Source organism: Streptococcus oriscaviae (genome assembly GCF_018137985.1).
GTDB lineage: Bacteria > Bacillota > Bacilli > Lactobacillales > Streptococcaceae > Streptococcus > Streptococcus oriscaviae.
In genome coordinates, this window is sequence record NZ_CP073084.1 from 2,101,366 (window position 1) to 2,117,558 (window position 16,193).

Genomic DNA, 16,193 nt, shown 5'->3' on the forward strand with positions numbered 1-16,193 from the left:
GACCTCCTAAAGTATAACCTTGTCGGATTCGTGGTTGATAATCTTGCTGAGGAACTGTTTGGCCCGAGGCTCTGTCGGATTGTCAAAGAAGCCGTTGACATCGGTCGTGTCGACCAAAACTTCCCCTTCAGCCATGAAAATAATGCGGTCAGCCACCTCGCGGGCAAAGCCCATTTCATGGGTGACGACAATCATATTCATACCATCGCGAGCTAGCTTTTGCATAACAGCTAAGACATCACCGATGGTCTCAGGGTCAAGGGCAGAAGTTGGTTCGTCAAAGAGCAGGAGTTCAGGTTGCATCGCCAATCCGCGGGCGATGGCAACCCGTTGTTTTTGTCCGCCAGATAGCATGGCAGGATAAGAATCCTTGCGGTCCCAGAGGTTGACAAACTCCAGGTACTTTTTAGCTGTTGCAGTGGCGGTTTCTTTGTCGATGCCGAGAACCTTGATGGGTGCTAGAGTGACATTTTCTAACACTGTCTTGTGGGGGTAGAGGTTGAAATGCTGGAAGACCATACCTACTTCCTTGCGAAGAGCCACCAAATCCTTGTTGGAGGCCTGAGAAACCGTATGGCCATTAACAACCAAATTGCCTTGGTCAATGGATTCTAGTCCATTGATGGTTCGGATGAGGGTGGATTTGCCGGAACCAGATGGGCCTAAGAGAACCACCACCTGTCCGGGTTCAAAAGTCAGATTGATGTTGCGGAGGGCATGATAGTCGCCGTAATACTTATTTACCTCTTGAAATTCTACTAAAGCCATGGGATTCTCCTTCTGTTCAATTTAAGGTAGAATTATGATAGCATTGCTAAAATTAAAAGTCAAGTAAATTCTGACAATTTAATACAAGCGATGTTATAAAATCTGACACAAGTTTGTGAAGTGAAAAATTTTAACAGTTTTGGTATAATATGGGCAGGAAATGCAAAGGTGAATAAGTAATATGAAGAAAATTTTAATTGTAGACGACGAAAAACCAATTTCAGATATTATCAAGTTCAATATGACTCGGGAAGGCTATGAGGTTGTCACTGCCTTTGACGGACGGGAAGCCTTGGAAGTATTTGAGGCCGAATTCCCTGATATTGTCATTTTGGATCTGATGCTGCCGGAGATAGACGGCCTAGAGGTGGCTCGGACTATCCGTAAGACCAGCAATGTGCCTATTTTGATGCTGTCGGCTAAAGACAGCGAGTTCGACAAGGTTATCGGACTTGAAATCGGAGCGGATGACTATGTGACCAAGCCGTTTTCCAACCGTGAATTGCAGGCGCGTGTCAAGGCGCTTCTACGCCGGAGTGAGTTGACCGAAACCCAGATGGAGGTCGAATCGCTCTCCAAGGGAACTCCTGAATTGGTTATTGGCGACCTGGTGATTGTGCCGGACGCTTTTGTGGCTAAAAAGCATGGCAAGGAGTTGGAGTTGACCCATCGTGAATTTGAGTTGCTTCATCACCTAGCCAAGCACTTGGGCCAGGTCATGACCCGGGAACACCTCTTGGAAACAGTTTGGGGCTATGACTACTTTGGTGATGTCCGTACGGTTGATGTAACGGTTCGTCGCCTCCGCGAAAAAATCGAAGATACACCGAGTCGTCCAGAATACATTCTGACCCGTCGGGGTGTCGGATATTATGTAAAAGGAAATGATTAATCAACTACGTTATTTAGTAACTACAACGGAATTTTGGTTTGTTGTTATCCTGATCGGCTTTGTGATTGCATTGGCAATTTTGCTGATTGAAAACTATCGGGATAATAAGCAAATCAAGATTCTTAATCAAAAGGTAAAGGGACTGATTGAAGGAAATTATTCGGATGTCCTAGACATGCGGGGGAGTCCTGAGATTACCGATATGACCAACTCGCTCAATGATTTGTCAGAAGTGATTCGCCTGACCCATGACAGTTTGGAGCAGGAGAAGACCCGCTTGAGCTCCATCTTGTCTTATATGAGCGATGGAGTGGTTGCCACGGATCGGATGGGCCGTATCATTATGATTAACGATATGGCACAAAAGCAGTTGGGGATATCTCCCAAAGACACTGAGCAAGCAGACCTTTTGTCCATCTTGGATATTGGTGATCGCTATAGTTTTCGGGATTTGCTGGCCCAAACACCAGAGGTTGTCTTAGACCATGTGAATGAAAACGAGGAATTTTTGACTCTGCGCGCCAATTTCGCCACGATCCGAAGTGAGAGCGGTCTGATTTCGGGGCTTGTAGTGGTGCTTCATGACATGACCGAACAGGCCAAAGAAGAGCGCGAACGCCGACTTTTCGTATCCAATGTCAGCCATGAGTTGCGAACCCCTCTGACCTCGGTCAAATCCTATCTGGAGGCTTTAGACGAAGGTGCCTTGCAGGAAGCTGTCGCTCCTAGTTTTGTCAAGGTTTCCTTGGATGAAACAAACCGCATGATGCGGATGATTTCAGATCTGTTGAGTCTTTCGCGCATCGATAACCAAGTTGGCTCAGTTGATGTCGAGCTAATCAACTTCACCGCGTTTGTGACCTTCATCCTCAACCGGTTTGACCAGATGAAAAACAAGGACGATGATAAGGGCTATACCATCATTCGAGATTACCAGATTACACCGATTTGGGTTGAGATTGATACAGACAAGATGACGCAGGTCTTGGACAATATTTTAAACAACGCTATCAAGTATTCACCAGATGGTGGTCAGATTACCTTCAGTATGAAGACGACCGAAACCCAGTTAATCGTGTCCATTTCCGATCAGGGTCTGGGTATTCCAAAGGCCGATTTGCCTAAGATTTTTGACCGTTTTTACCGTGTGGACAAGGCACGTTCACGGGCACAGGGTGGTTCAGGTCTAGGCTTGGCCATTGCTAAGGAAATCATCAAACAGCACAAGGGCTTTATCTGGGCTAAAAGTGAATACGGTCATGGCTCTACCTTTACAATCGTCCTGCCATATTCTAAGGATATGACAATGGATGAATGGGATGATGCAACAGAGGAAGAATAGGAGAAAATGGCAGAGAAGGGATTTTATTATAGCATTTTAGCTTCGGGCTCCAGTGGAAATTCCTTCTATCTGGAAACCGACCAGAAAAAAATTTTGGTGGACGCAGGTCTGTCTGGGAAAAAAATTACCAGCCTGCTGGCAGAAATTGACCGCAAGCCAGAGGATATTGATGCTATCTTGGTAACCCATGAACATAGCGACCATATTCATGGTATAGGAGTGCTGGCTCGTAAATACGGGATGGACATCTATGCTAACGAGCCTACCTGGAGAGCTATGGAAGGGAAGTTAGGAAAGATCGATATAGCACAGAAGCATATTTTTGAACTAGGAGTGACAAAGACCCTTGGGGATTTGGATATTGAATCCTTTGGGGTCAGCCATGATGCAGCCTGTCCTCAATTTTACCGCTTTATGAAAGATGACAAGAGTTTTGTCATGCTGACGGATACTGGCTATGTCAGTGATCGCATGGTGGGGATTGTTGAAAATGCGGACGCCTATCTAATCGAGTCAAATCACGACATCAATATTTTACGGGCAGGCTCCTACTCATGGAGTCTCAAACAGCGGATACTGTCCGATAAGGGACACCTTTGTAATGAAGACGGGGCAGATGCCATGATTCGAGCTTTGGGCAATCGCACCAAGAAAATCTATCTAGGGCATTTGTCCAAAGAAAACAATATCAAGGAACTGGCTCACCTAACCATGGTCAATCAATTGGCCCAAGCAGATTTGGCTGTCGGCAGTGACTTTCAAGTCTATGACACATCGCCAGACACAGCAACCAAATTGACCAGAATTTAGCAGGAAGAAAAGTCATGGGGAACATGGCTTTTTCTGTTGCAAAAAACTCACCTTGAATGGCAGATATGATGAGAAAAAAGAGAGGATTGTGGTATAATAAAAAGTAACATTTCTAGAATGAGGTTTATGGCAGTGAATAAGAAAAGATCTTCGCGAACTGGGCGTGATGATAGATTCATCCCCCGTCGCTTGAATATCCTGTTTGGTCTGGTTATCTTGCTTTTTACTATTTTGATAGCGCGGCTGGCGGACATGCAAATTGTCAATAGTGATTTTTATACGAATAAACTGGCAACGGTCAGTAAGAAAATTATCTCAACCAGTTCGGTTCGAGGGCAGATTTATGATGCTAAGGGAACGCCTTTGGTGGAAAATCGGGTAGAGCAAGTTGTAGCTTTTACTCGCTCTAACAAAATCAGCGCTCAGGAGATGAAGGAAATTGCCAACAAACTCTTGCAGTGGGTTGGTGTATCTGAGGTGGACTTATCCAAACGCGATAAGGCAGACTACTATTTGGCGGATCAAGAAGTTTACCGCTCTGTTGTTGAAGGATTGCCCGATGATAAGCGTTACGATGCCGATGGCAATAACCTCAGCGAGTCCATTGTTTATTCCAACGCAGTAGACAGTCTGACAGATGAGCAGTTGGTCTACTCGGAAGAAGAAAGCAAGGCTATCGAACTGTTTACTCAGATGAATGCGGCGGCTTATTTTGAAACCGTCAATCTTGTAACCAATGCCCTGACTGCTGAGCAGGTGGCTCAGATTGCGGCCCACGAGGAAGAGTTGCCAGGGATTTCGACCACCAATAGCTGGAATCGGGAAGTACTCAGCACCTCGCTTGGCTCGATTATTGGTACGGTGACCAGTCAGAAGGCGGGGCTTCCAGAAGAAGATGCGGAAGAATATTTGGCCAAGGGCTATTTACCCAATGACCGTGTAGGTACAGCCTATCTGGAAAAGCAGTACGAAGAAGTCTTACAGGGTCAGCGGGAGAAGAAAGAAATCAATCTGGATCGTAATGGAAATGTCGAAAGCATCACCACTATCCAAGAAGGCAGCAAGGGGAACAATATCAAGTTGACCATTGACCTAGCCTTTCAAGATGGTGTCAATGCTATTTTGAAGCGGCATTTTGACAGTGAACTAGCAACCGGTAGTGCCCTGTATTCTGACGGAATTTATGCAGTAGCTCTGGAGCCCAGCACTGGTGCGGTACTAGCTATGTCTGGGTACAGCCATGCTAAGGGAACCGGCGAAGTCAAGGAAGATGCTCTTGGAACCATCACCAGTGTTTTTGTTCCAGGTTCCATCGTCAAAGGAGCAACCATCAGTGCAGGCTGGGAAAATGGGGTTATTCAAGGCAATCAGGTTGTTTTGGATGAACCGATTCAGTTTGCCGGCTCAGCTCCCATCAAGTCGTGGTATGCGGCCTACGGAAATTACAGCATCAGTGCGACAGATGCCTTGGAATTTTCTTCCAATGTTTACATGGTAAAAATTGCCTTGGGACTGCTGGGTCAGTCTTATACGCCAGGAATGTACCTCAACGATGGTGAGGTTCTTGAGCAGGCTATGTCTAAACTGAGAACAACTTTTGGGGAATACGGTTTGGGTTCTGCTACGGGTATTGATTTGCCGCTAGAATCTACGGGTTTTCTCCCAGAAGATTATAGCGCAGCCAATTTCATTACCAATGCTTTCGGACAGTTTGACAACTATACTCCAATGCAGATGGCTCAGTACGCGGCGACAGTTGCAAATGGCGGGACCAGAATCTCTCCGCACTTGGTGGAAGGGATTTATGGCAATAATGACCAAGGCGGTCTAGGTGAACTGATAGAAACCGTTACCGGGAAAGAAATGAACAAAGTGAACATCTCTGCTGAGGAGATGGCTTTGGTTCAGCAAGGTTTCTATCAAGTGGTCAATGGCAGCGGCAGTTTAATTACTGGACGTAGCATTGGAATTGGCGCGGCTGTACCAATCAGTGCAAAGACAGGTACGGCTGAAACCTTTGTAACGACTTCTTCTGGTTCAGTGGTAGAGGCTGTCAATACGAACATCGTTGCCTACGCTCCAAGTACCAATCCTAAAATTGCAGTAGCGGTAGTCTTGCCAACCCTAACCAACCTGAACTCCTCTACCAGCAAAACCATTGTGACGGAGATTATCAATCTCTATCACTCTCTTTATCCTATGAATTAAGGACGATTATGTTATATCCAACCCCTATTGCCAAGCTGATTGAGAGTTATGCAAAACTCCCAGGAATCGGCATAAAAACAGCAACCCGTCTGGCTTTTTATACCATTGGTATGGAAGACGATGTGGTTAACGAATTTGCGAAAAACCTGCTTGCAGCCAAGCGAGATTTGTCTTATTGCAGTATCTGTGGCAATCTGACTGATCAGGATCCCTGTGCCATCTGTCAAGATCAAACACGGGATCAAACAACTATTCTCTTGGTTGAAGACAGCCGGGATGTATCTGCCATGGAAAACATCCAAGAATACCATGGCCTCTATCATGTTCTCCACGGTTTGATTTCTCCAATGAACGGTATCGGCCCAGACGACATTAACCTAAAAAGTCTGCTGACCCGTCTGATGGACAATCAAGTGACTGAGGTGATTGTTGCAACCAATGCTACCGCTGATGGCGAAGCAACAGCCATGTATATCTCGCGGGTACTAAAGCCTGCCGGAATTAAGGTCACTCGTCTGGCTCGAGGTCTAGCGGTCGGCAGCGATATTGAGTATGCTGATGAGGTAACCTTGCTGAGAGCCATTGAAAATAGGACGGAGCTGTGATGGCTAAGGCCTAATTCAAGACAGTTCATCTTACTGAATACTTGTGTATAACATTCTAACTGAAACCAAACGATAGAAAAGGAAACAATATGTCAAAACAAACCTTGATTTTATTATATGGTGGTCGTTCAGCCGAGCGGGAAGTATCCGTCTTGTCAGCTGAAAGTGTCATGCGAGCGGTCAATTACGATACATTTTTTGTGAAGACCTACTTTATCAGTCAAAGCGGTGAGTTTGTAAAGACGCAGGAGTTTGCCACAACTCCGTCAACTGATGTGAAGCTCATGACCAATCAAACTTTCGATGAACGTCAGGTTGTCAAACCTAGCGATATTTACGAAGAAAATGCGGTGGTCTTTCCAGTCCTTCATGGTCCTATGGGGGAGGATGGCTCCATTCAAGGCTTCTTAGAAGTATTGCGGATGCCTTATGTGGGCACCAATATTTTGGCTTCTGCGGTAGCCATGGATAAAATCACGACCAAACGCGTCCTGGAATCAGCAGGAATTGCACAAGTTCCCTACCTTGCTGTGATTGAAGGGGAAGATTTGGAAGAGCGTCTTGCTGCTATTGAAGCGACCCTGACCTATCCCGTTTTTGTCAAGCCTGCCAACATGGGTTCAAGTGTCGGCATCTCAAAAGCTGATAATGCAGAGCAACTGCAAGTAGCCCTTGATTTGGCCTTCAAATACGACAGCCGTGTCTTGGTGGAGCAAGGAGTTGTTGCGCGTGAGATTGAAGTGGGGCTTTTGGGAAATGCTGACGTGAAAACCACACTTCCGGGTGAGGTAGTGAAAGACGTTGCCTTTTATGATTACGATGCCAAATACATTGATAACAAGATTACTATGGAAATTCCTGCTAAGATTGATCAGAAGGTTATGGATATCATGCGTGACAATGCAGCCAGAGCCTTTCGTGCAATCGGTGGTTGTGGCCTATCCCGCTGCGATTTCTTCCTAACAGAAGAAGGAGAGGTTTTCCTCAATGAGCTCAATACCATGCCAGGTTTCACCCAGTGGTCTATGTACCCTCTGCTTTGGGCAAATATGGGGCTTGCGTACCCTGATTTAATCGAAGAGTTGGTTCGTTTGGCCAAGGAAATGTTTGAAAAACGAGAAAGCCACCTTATCTAAGGGGGCTTTCCTAATCTATCGCAAAGGAGAACTCATGTACCAGTCACATGTCAAGGGTTTGGAACTGTTTAAAGCCCAAGCAGAAGGTTATGGTAATCCCATTACCACCTTTGGTCGAACTCAAGAGGGCGAAACCCCAGTCAGCCTCGTTAACATTGCTCTTGCAGCCTGTGTTACGATGTGTGTTCAAGGCTACTATGCCAGTCAGGAACAAAAGAAACAGGTGCCAGTGGAAGTTGGATGCCACCATTTTGAAGATGGGTTTCATCTGCGTATTTTTTTGGAACAAGAAATTGGAGCCGCTCAGCAAGAGAAAATTCTAGCCTACATAGATACCAAGTGTAAGGTAAAGGCCCTACTGCGAGAAGACCTCCAATATACAATTGAATTTGCGGTGTTGGATGATTAAGCTCCCCTGTAAACTCAGTAAAAGCCACGATGCGGAGGGTAGTTTGAAAAACCAACGGTTAAAAAATGTTTTTGTCATAGTCATCATCGTCACGACCCTGTTTCTGCTTTCTAAAGTTTTAAATTATTACAATCAAAAGAGTATATATCATTCACTAGACAATGTATTCTTAGAAATGAACTATGCAGAGGTAGATAGTGGGTCCTTGGAAGGTTTACCAGATTTGAGTACTGTTTTAGAAAGTTCGCAATCATTTAGAGAACCGGATAGAATAACAGAGTTGCCCGTCCTTGTTAATGACCCTGATGGAGGAGAGGTATCTATATTTGTTGGTCTGGAACAAGCGTTCAGTATTGAGTATTCAAAAAAATTAGGGAATGATACTTATTTATATATAGACTATGAGTATAGGGATAAGAAATTGCTAGGAAGCATTGAAATTTCTAATTCAAATAGTTCTTTAGTATGGGCTAAGTCTGACTATTGGATAGATAAAAAAAGGGGTGAAGCGGTCAATCTGCAAGAATACTTAGAGAGTGCCTATTGGTTTTCTTCCTCCAAAGGCCTCCCTACTTTGCAACTAACTGAAAAAGAAGAACTATTAAATTATTTAAAACCATATGGTATAGATGCTACTTGGTTAAGGGAAAAATCATCCTATATTTTGAATGATGTCGTTCTCAAGACTTGGTTTGAAAAGGGGAGTCAACGCTATTCGTTTGACAATCTTGGAAATGTTAAAATTGTTCGGTCATCGATAATGTCTCAGTAATACTAAGAAATGACGTATTTGGAAATAGGAGTCCTGTTTTACAAGGAAGTCTAAGGTGGGTTCCCCCTGCAAACTCAGTAAAAAGATGGTATAATAGGGAGTGCTTACTGGCACTCTTTTTTGAGTGCGAAAGATTGGAGAGATTATGAACTTACATCTACATGAAATTGCCTCCGTTTTGAAGGCCAAAAATGATGTCACCCGTTATCCAGACTGCACCCTGAACAAGGTTGAATTTGACAGTCGTCTGATTGAACAGGGCGATCTCTTTGTTCCGCTTAAGGGAGCGCGTGATGGCCATGACTTTATCCCTATTGCGTTTGAAAAAGGCTGCGCAGTGACCGTATCTGAGAAAAATCTGGATGTTCCCCATATCTTAGTTGATGACTGTCTGGCTGCGCTGCAAGAATTAGCGGCCTACTACTTAGCAAAAACAGGTATGGAAGTCATTGCAGTCACAGGTTCAAATGGTAAAACCACAACCAAGGACATGATTCATGATGTCCTAGCTACAACCTATAAGACCTACAAGACCCAAGGCAACTACAATAATGAAATCGGTTTGCCCTACACCATTCTTCACGCACCTGAGGACACAGAAAAGCTGGTTTTGGAAATGGGACAGGATCACTTGGGGGATATTCATTTGTTATCTGAAATTGCCAAACCAAGTCTATCCGTTATTACCCTATTTGGTGAGGCCCATCTGGAATTTTTTGGTTCCAGAGAAGAAATCGCCAAAGGCAAACTTCAGATTGCCGACGGGATGGCTCCGAGAGGCAAGCTCCTGCTTCCGGCTGATCCAATAGCAGATGCCTTTCTCCCTGAAAAACAAGAGCTGATTCGCTTTGGAGACCATTCAGACTTGCAGGTGACAAGCCTAGTCGAGTCAAAAGATAGCCTGACCTTTACGGTTAATTTTATGGATGGGGAGATTTACCTACCCGTAACAGGCAAATACAATGCGACCAACGCCATGTTGGCTAGCTATGTCGGCAAGTGGCTGGGAGTGCCAGATGAGGCCATTCGGTCTGCCCTAGCCAATCTGCAGCTGACCCGTAATCGGACAGAATGGAAGAAGGCAGCAACTGGCGCGGATATTCTCAGCGATGTTTACAATGCCAACCCAACAGCAATGCGTTTGATTTTAGAAACCTTTTCCAGCATTCCTGCCAATGAAGGTGGAAAGAAAATCGTTGTTTTGGCAGATATGAAGGAGTTGGGTCAAGAGTCGGTTGCTCTACATGAAGGGATTATCAGCAGTCTGTCACCAACTGTTTTAGATACCCTTATCTTCTATGGGGAAGCTATTGAAGGCTTGGCTCAGTTGGCTAGCCAGATCTTTCCAACAGACAAGGTCCACTTTTTCAAAAAGGACGGACAGATAGATCAGTTTGACGACTTGCTCCAAGAAGTCAAGAATGTCCTTGGTGACAAGGATCAAATCCTGCTTAAAGGTTCAAACTCGATGAACTTGGCCAAGCTAGTAGAGGAACTTGAAAAAGGCTAAACAGGGGAGGAAGGAAGATGAGTGATTTTTTAACGAGGCAGCAAACTGTACCACCGCCTATTTCCTTGTTTTGGTTTACAATCATGATGCTCTTGCTGGTAATTTTGGGCTATGCCAGCTGGAAATACCACGACAATCCGCGATTTGTCAAGCTGTTTCGTTGCTTACAGCTACTTCAGCTAGCCTGTCTTTATTTATGGTACATTTCTTATCAGATTCCATTGGCAAACAGCCTGCCTTTCTATCATTGCCGCATGGCTATGTTTGCCTTGCTCTTATGTCCGAAAGGGTCCAAGGTAAGGTATTATTTTTCTCTGCTCGGGCTTAGTGGTGCGATTTTTGCCTTGGGGTATCCAGTATTTGACCCCTATGATTTTCCGCATATCACCAGTTTTTCATTCTTACTGGGGCACTATGCTCTCTACGTCAACAGTCTAAACGATTTGTTGCAGCCGGCTAAGGGAAAAATCTTGTCGATAAAGGAAATCGTTGGCTACACCTTGCTGATGAATGCCTGTCTGGTTGCTGTCAACCTCCTAACTGGAGGAAATTACGGCCTACTCAGCCGCTCGCCAATTATCCAAAGTCAGGATTTGGTCTTGAATTATGTTCTGATTTCTGCAGTTTTGATTGGTACTCTGCTGCTCTTTGATTGGATTTTCAATCATCAGCACCTGCTAGAGAGATTAAAAAAGCAAGTAAAAAACTAGACTTTTCCTTGTAAGAGTTAGGCTCTTAAAACAGCTAATCTGCTGCCGAAAATATTGAAAAAATCATTGAAATTGAGTATACTAGATAAGATTGAGGAGGCAGGCATGGTGGATGTTCAAGCTGTTTAGCTCTGCTTTTCTCCAAAAAGAAAAAGGAAACAATTATGTCAGTACAAGAAGAAATTAAGAAACGCCGAACCTTCGCGATTATCTCCCACCCGGACGCGGGGAAGACCACCATTACTGAGCAGCTGCTCTATTTTGGGGGAGAAATTCGTGAAGCGGGAACAGTTAAGGGCAAGAAGACGGGAACCTTTGCCAAGTCTGACTGGATGGATATTGAGAAGCAGCGAGGAATCTCGGTGACCTCATCTGTCATGCAGTTTGATTACGCGGGCAAGCGGGTCAATATCCTGGATACGCCTGGACACGAGGATTTCTCTGAGGATACCTATCGGACTCTGATGGCGGTGGATGCGGCAGTTATGGTCGTGGACTCTGCTAAGGGTATCGAGGCCCAGACCAAAAAACTCTTTGAAGTTGTCAAACACCGCAATATCCCTGTCTTTACCTTTATCAACAAGCTAGACCGTGATGGACGGGAGCCGCTGGATCTATTGCAGGAACTGGAAGAAGTGCTGGGTATCGCAAGTTACCCTATGAACTGGCCTATCGGGATGGGGAAATCCTTTGAAGGCCTTTATGATCTCCACAATCAACGCTTAGAACTCTACCGCAAGGAGGAGCGCTTTGCAAACTTGGAGGATGGTGAACAGCTCTTTGGCAACAATCCTTTCTACGCCCAAGTTCTGGAGGATATTGAACTTCTTCAAGAGGCTGGAAATGAATTTTCTAGGGAAGCTATTTTGGAAGGGAACCTGACGCCAGTCTTCTTTGGCTCGGCCCTGACCAACTTCGGTGTGCAGACCTTCTTGGATACTTTCTTGGAATTTGCTCCAGAACCTCACGGCCATAAGACGACTGAGGGAGAGGTGATTGACCCGCTCAATAAAGACTTCTCAGGCTTTGTCTTTAAAATTCAAGCCAATATGGACCCTCGCCACCGCGACCGGATCGCCTTTGTGCGCGTGGTTTCGGGTGAATTTGAGCGCGGAATGGCAGTCAACTTACCTCGTACAGGTAAGGGAGCCAAGCTCTCCAACGTGACCCAGTTTATGGCAGAATTCCGCGAAAATGTGGAAAATGCAGTAGCGGGTGATATTATCGGGGTTTACGATACAGGAACCTATCAGGTAGGTGATACCCTGACCGTTGGAAAAAACAAGTTCGAGTTTGAGCCTCTGCCAACCTTCACCCCAGAAATCTTTATGAAGGTTTCTGCGAAAAATGTGATGAAACAAAAATCCTTCCATAAGGGGATTGAGCAGCTGGTGCAGGAGGGAGCCATTCAGCTCTACAAGAATTACCAAACAGGCGAGTATATGCTAGGTGCTGTCGGCCAGCTCCAGTTTGAAGTTTTTAAACACCGCATGGAGGGCGAGTACAACGCCGAGGTGGTCATGACCCCTATGGGCAAAAAGACTGTCCGTTGGATTAAGCCAGAAGACCTGGATGAGCGTATGTCATCAAGCCGCAACATCCTAGCCAAAGACCGCTTTGACCAACCCGTCTTCCTCTTTGAAAACGACTTTGCTCTGCGCTGGTTCGCGGATAAGTATCCAGATGTAGAGTTGGAAGAGAAGATGTAACAACAGTCCGGGGGACTGTTGTTAGTTGGAGATGAGAGCCGACGAGAGTCGGCTTACCAATGGCTAAGGTTCAGTGAACCTTTTCTAGTTGGAAACAGGCATTGACAGCAGTTCTTTGGTTTTAGAATGAGCCTTGTGAAAGCAAGGTTTTTTTATGCAAAGGTTAGGAAAATTTGATATACTGATAAAAAAATAAAGGAGTCATATCATGGGTTTATTTTCAGGTTTGATGGGCAATGCTTCACAGAAATCCAATGAAGCAGTTGAGCAGGAATTGGAGGCAATTTTGATTGAGGGCGAGCAGGTGCAGCTAGCTTACAGTCTGGTTAGGGATTTGATTGTCTTTACAGATTATCGCTTGATTTTGGTTGATAAGCAAGGGATGACCGGCAAGAAGGCTTCCTACAAGTCCTTACCTTACGGTTCTATTTCTCGTTTTACGGTCGAAACATCTGGTCACTTTGATATGGATGCGGAGTTGAAGATTTGGATTTCTTCGGCTCTTGAACCAGCAGAAGTGTTGCAATTTAAGAGTGATCGCAATGTGATTGACATCCAGAAAGCCTTGGCGGCTGCTGTATTGATTAAGTAGGAATAGAGAGCTTCGGCTTTCTATTTTTTATGCGCGTCTGTTTTTCATCTGTTTTTTTAATTTTTTGCTTGCCAAAAGTGCAATTAAAAAGTATACTAGTTAATTATTAACTAATTAAGTAAATAACAAAAAGGAGAAACTGATGAAGAAGAAAATAACGATGTTGGCATTGGCAGGGGTTGTTTTATCCTGTCATCTATGCTTGGCTGCCTGTCAAAAGGAAGGGCAAGAAACAGCTCCGCAGCAGGAGATGCAAGACAGTAGCTTAGCGATACCTGATGAGGAACTGGTAGTGGTTTCTGAGATTGGTCCAAAGGGCTATATGCGCTTACATGGGGATGAATCCTACTATGTTGAGGGTCCGGTTCCCTATGCGGCTCGTTTTCTAAAAGATACTTTGGTTGGTTCAGACTATCAGTTCAAAAAAGAAGACATTCAATACCAATTGGAAAAAGGGTACATTGTGAAGGTTAAAAATAATTATTTTTATTATCCAACTACCAAGGATGCCCATGTTGTCTCACTTGCTGAGGCCAAGAAAATCACCAAGAATCAGAAGAAAGTTCTCACTCAAGCTGAATCAGGTGTTGCTGGTATTGATTTTCCAACAGATGATGGTTTTTTGTTTGAAAATGAAGGACAAATTCTGTCTAAAACAGGTGACGGTCTCGTTTTGGAACATAACGGTCACTCACATTTTATCTTCTACAAGGATTTGAAAAATAGCAAGTGGTCTTATCTGATCCCTACGGACTATAAAGAAAATAGCCAGACAAATGCACATGGTGGTGAGAAGTTACTAAGCACCCAACCCCTAGATGATGGTTATGTGTTTGATCCAAAAGACATTGTGGCAGAAGACGCCAATGGCTATACAGTGCGACACGGTGATCATTACCATTATATTTGGAAGTCAAGTATCCAGTCAGGCAGCAAGCCTAACCAGGGGGGGAGTGTTGAGGGAACTCTTCCTTTGGTCAACCACCCTCATCCTAATCCCTTACCGAATCCGAACCCGATTTTACCGGATTCAAGCGTAGGTCAAGGTTCAGGAACGGTGACTCCTTCTGAGAAGAAGCGTTTTCCGGGTGTTGATTATCCGACCAGTGATGGTTTTCTCTTTGATGGAAGCGGGGTTCGTGGTCAAACCAGTTTAGGACTCTTGGTTGGACACGATACTCATACCCATCTGATTCCTTATAGCCACCTAATCGCCAGTCCTTGGGAATCCTATATTCCAGCTCAGTATTTGGAAGCAGCCAAGGCAGAATATCTCGCCCATTCTTCCGGACAGACTCAGCCTCAACCTCCTCAAACAGAGCAAGAAAAGCCTGAAGTATTGGCACTAGCCGCTAAAAAAGCCTATCTAGCTCAGCTTTTACAAGTATCAGAGGAGGCTATTCAGCTCATCGAAACAGATGAGGGACCAGCCTTTGTGTATCCGCATGGGGATCACTCTCATACGATTTTGGTTGACAAGGTGGAAATCGGTAAGCCAATAGAAGATCCTCACGGCGATCCTCATGCACATGACAAGGTTGGTATGGCCACTTTGAAAGAGCTGGGCTTTGACGACGAAATTATTGAAGATATTTTGCATGCGACAGCCGACAGTCCGTTCCCATCTAATGAAAAAGATCCTGAAAAGATGAAGGAATGGCTCAAGACGGTGAAATACCTGAATATCGGTCAGCGTAAGGATCCGCTCAAACGAGCTGGTCTGGACTTGATGCCAAATATAGAAGTTCTGGGAATTGGGTTTACCCCGATTGATGATGTCAGTCCGGTTCTTCAATTTAAGAAACTAAAACAGCTGTGGATGACTAAAACAGGTGTGACGGATTATAGTTTCTTGAAGCAAATTCCGAGCTTGGAGGGGATTGACCTTTCACAAAATGGGGTATCGGATTTAAGTTTCTTACAGGATTATCCTCACTTGAAAGTTGTATCTGCGGCAGGAAATGGGATTAAGGATATTAGTGTCTTGGCTAAATTGAAGGCTCTTGAATCCTTGAACCTTGACCATAATGAGGTATCAGACTTATCTGCTCTGACGGATTTGACTCACCTGACTGCCATCAGTTTAGACAACAACCATCTTTCAAACCTGTCTGCCCTTCAGAACAAGACTAAACTGACGCGACTTTATCTTTCTCAGAATCCGGATTTGGATCTTTCAACCTTGAAGACAGAGAGTCTGGAAGAGTTAACGGTGAACGAAAGCAATGTGAAGGATCTCCAGTTTGTAAAAGATAATCCAAATCTGACGAGCCTAACTATGAAAAATAATCAGGTTTCTAGTTTACAAGGGGTTGAAGAGGCTAAAAAACTAGTTAGTCTGGACTTGGAAAACAATCAGGTCAAGAGTTTAGAGATAGAAGGAGAACAGAAATCTCTAACACAACTAAACGTTGCTGGCAATCAACTGGAAAATCTGGAAGGTATCAACGATTATAAGGCGTTGGAAAACTTAAACGCAGCCAAGAATGATATTGAAACCCTTGCTATCGAAGAGCCAAATACTAGCTTGAAAACCATTGATGTCAGCGAAAACCATATTCCAAAAGAGGAGCTGACTCTGAACGAGAATAAAATTCCGTCTGCCATCGCAGAGCATTTCCCATCTGTTGAGGGAGGAAGTATCGAAAACAATCAGCCTAAGACGGTTGAAACAGCTTCAGAGTAAGGAAGAAGAAGGCTTGGATTTTAGTCCAAGTCTTTTTTATTTAC

The 16,193-nt window shown here is 44.6% G+C and carries 14 protein-coding genes; 13 read left to right on the top strand and 1 reads right to left on the bottom strand.

Annotated features, from left to right (window positions below; all coding sequences use genetic code 11):
- Window positions 1-6: 6 nt before the first annotated feature.
- The gene (locus INT76_RS10550) at window positions 7-768 is read right to left on the bottom strand and encodes an amino acid ABC transporter ATP-binding protein (protein WP_212570631.1); all 762 of its coding nucleotides are present in this window, start codon (window positions 766-768) and stop codon (window positions 7-9) included.
- A 181-nt stretch (window positions 769-949) separates the two neighbouring features.
- Here INT76_RS10550 and yycF point away from each other — a divergent pair, with 181 nt between their 5' ends.
- From yycF to INT76_RS10615, 13 genes are all read left to right on the top strand, one after another.
- A complete protein-coding gene (gene yycF / locus INT76_RS10555; protein WP_212570633.1) occupies window positions 950-1,660 on the top strand; it encodes a response regulator YycF in 711 nt (236 codons plus the stop codon).
- Entirely contained in the window at window positions 1,653-3,002 is a 1,350-nt protein-coding gene (gene vicK / locus INT76_RS10560) for a cell wall metabolism sensor histidine kinase VicK (protein WP_212570635.1), read from the top strand. The genes yycF and vicK overlap by 8 nt, the downstream gene beginning before the upstream one ends.
- A gap of 6 nt (window positions 3,003-3,008) precedes the next feature.
- On the top strand, window positions 3,009-3,812 hold the full coding sequence (locus tag INT76_RS10565) for an MBL fold metallo-hydrolase (RefSeq protein ID WP_212570637.1): 804 nt from the start codon (window positions 3,009-3,011) through the stop codon (window positions 3,810-3,812).
- 117 nt (window positions 3,813-3,929) lie between these two features.
- Window positions 3,930-6,020 (top strand): penicillin-binding protein PBP2B, encoded by a 2,091-nt coding sequence (pbp2b, locus tag INT76_RS10570; RefSeq protein ID WP_428843978.1) that lies wholly within the window; start codon window positions 3,930-3,932, stop codon window positions 6,018-6,020.
- An 8-nt stretch (window positions 6,021-6,028) separates the two neighbouring features.
- Window positions 6,029-6,625, top strand: coding sequence for a recombination mediator RecR (recR, locus tag INT76_RS10575; protein WP_212570650.1), 597 nt, complete (start codon window positions 6,029-6,031; stop codon window positions 6,623-6,625).
- A gap of 89 nt (window positions 6,626-6,714) precedes the next feature.
- Complete coding sequence (locus tag INT76_RS10580; protein WP_212570652.1) at window positions 6,715-7,761, top strand: D-alanine--D-alanine ligase; 1,047 nt, start codon at window positions 6,715-6,717, stop codon at window positions 7,759-7,761.
- Between the two features lie 34 nt (window positions 7,762-7,795).
- Window positions 7,796-8,170 carry an OsmC family protein gene (locus INT76_RS10585; RefSeq protein ID WP_212570654.1) on the top strand — a complete coding sequence of 125 codons (375 nt, stop codon included), beginning with the start codon at window positions 7,796-7,798 and terminating at the stop codon, window positions 8,168-8,170.
- A 43-nt stretch (window positions 8,171-8,213) separates the two neighbouring features.
- Window positions 8,214-8,942, top strand: coding sequence for a TipC family immunity protein (locus INT76_RS10590; protein WP_212570656.1), 729 nt, complete (start codon window positions 8,214-8,216; stop codon window positions 8,940-8,942).
- 145 nt (window positions 8,943-9,087) lie between these two features.
- Window positions 9,088-10,452, top strand: a complete 1,365-nt coding sequence (locus INT76_RS10595; protein WP_212570658.1) for a UDP-N-acetylmuramoyl-tripeptide--D-alanyl-D-alanine ligase — start codon at window positions 9,088-9,090, stop codon at window positions 10,450-10,452.
- Window positions 10,453-10,469: 17 nt separating this feature from the next.
- Window positions 10,470-11,162, top strand: coding sequence for a YwaF family protein (locus INT76_RS10600; RefSeq protein ID WP_212570660.1), 693 nt, complete (start codon window positions 10,470-10,472; stop codon window positions 11,160-11,162).
- 164 nt (window positions 11,163-11,326) lie between these two features.
- Complete coding sequence (locus INT76_RS10605; protein ID WP_212570661.1) at window positions 11,327-12,871, top strand: peptide chain release factor 3; 1,545 nt, start codon at window positions 11,327-11,329, stop codon at window positions 12,869-12,871.
- A 208-nt stretch (window positions 12,872-13,079) separates the two neighbouring features.
- Window positions 13,080-13,463: a PH domain-containing protein gene (locus tag INT76_RS10610; RefSeq protein ID WP_212570663.1), complete on the top strand. Its 384-nt coding sequence runs from the start codon at window positions 13,080-13,082 to the stop codon at window positions 13,461-13,463.
- Window positions 13,464-13,605: 142 nt separating this feature from the next.
- Window positions 13,606-16,149 carry a pneumococcal-type histidine triad protein gene (locus INT76_RS10615; protein WP_212570665.1) on the top strand — a complete coding sequence of 848 codons (2,544 nt, stop codon included), beginning with the start codon at window positions 13,606-13,608 and terminating at the stop codon, window positions 16,147-16,149.
- Window positions 16,150-16,193: the final 44 nt, after the last annotated feature.

Excerpts from the sequence above, each read along its gene's own strand:
- INT76_RS10550 (WP_212570631.1), bottom strand. The coding sequence starts at position 768 with ATGGCTTTAGTAGAATTTCAAGAGGTAAATAAGTATTACGGCGACTAT.
- yycF (WP_212570633.1), top strand. The coding sequence starts at position 950 with ATGAAGAAAATTTTAATTGTAGACGACGAAAAACCAATTTCAGATATT.
- vicK (WP_212570635.1), top strand. The coding sequence starts at position 1,653 with ATGATTAATCAACTACGTTATTTAGTAACTACAACGGAATTTTGGTTT.
- INT76_RS10565 (WP_212570637.1), top strand. The coding sequence starts at position 3,009 with ATGGCAGAGAAGGGATTTTATTATAGCATTTTAGCTTCGGGCTCCAGT.
- pbp2b (WP_428843978.1), top strand. The coding sequence starts at position 3,930 with ATGAGGTTTATGGCAGTGAATAAGAAAAGATCTTCGCGAACTGGGCGT.
- recR (WP_212570650.1), top strand. The coding sequence starts at position 6,029 with ATGTTATATCCAACCCCTATTGCCAAGCTGATTGAGAGTTATGCAAAA.
- INT76_RS10580 (WP_212570652.1), top strand. The coding sequence starts at position 6,715 with ATGTCAAAACAAACCTTGATTTTATTATATGGTGGTCGTTCAGCCGAG.
- INT76_RS10585 (WP_212570654.1), top strand. The coding sequence starts at position 7,796 with ATGTACCAGTCACATGTCAAGGGTTTGGAACTGTTTAAAGCCCAAGCA.
- INT76_RS10595 (WP_212570658.1), top strand. The coding sequence starts at position 9,088 with ATGAACTTACATCTACATGAAATTGCCTCCGTTTTGAAGGCCAAAAAT.
- INT76_RS10600 (WP_212570660.1), top strand. The coding sequence starts at position 10,470 with ATGAGTGATTTTTTAACGAGGCAGCAAACTGTACCACCGCCTATTTCC.
- INT76_RS10605 (WP_212570661.1), top strand. The coding sequence starts at position 11,327 with ATGTCAGTACAAGAAGAAATTAAGAAACGCCGAACCTTCGCGATTATC.
- INT76_RS10610 (WP_212570663.1), top strand. The coding sequence starts at position 13,080 with ATGGGTTTATTTTCAGGTTTGATGGGCAATGCTTCACAGAAATCCAAT.
- INT76_RS10615 (WP_212570665.1), top strand. The coding sequence starts at position 13,606 with ATGAAGAAGAAAATAACGATGTTGGCATTGGCAGGGGTTGTTTTATCC.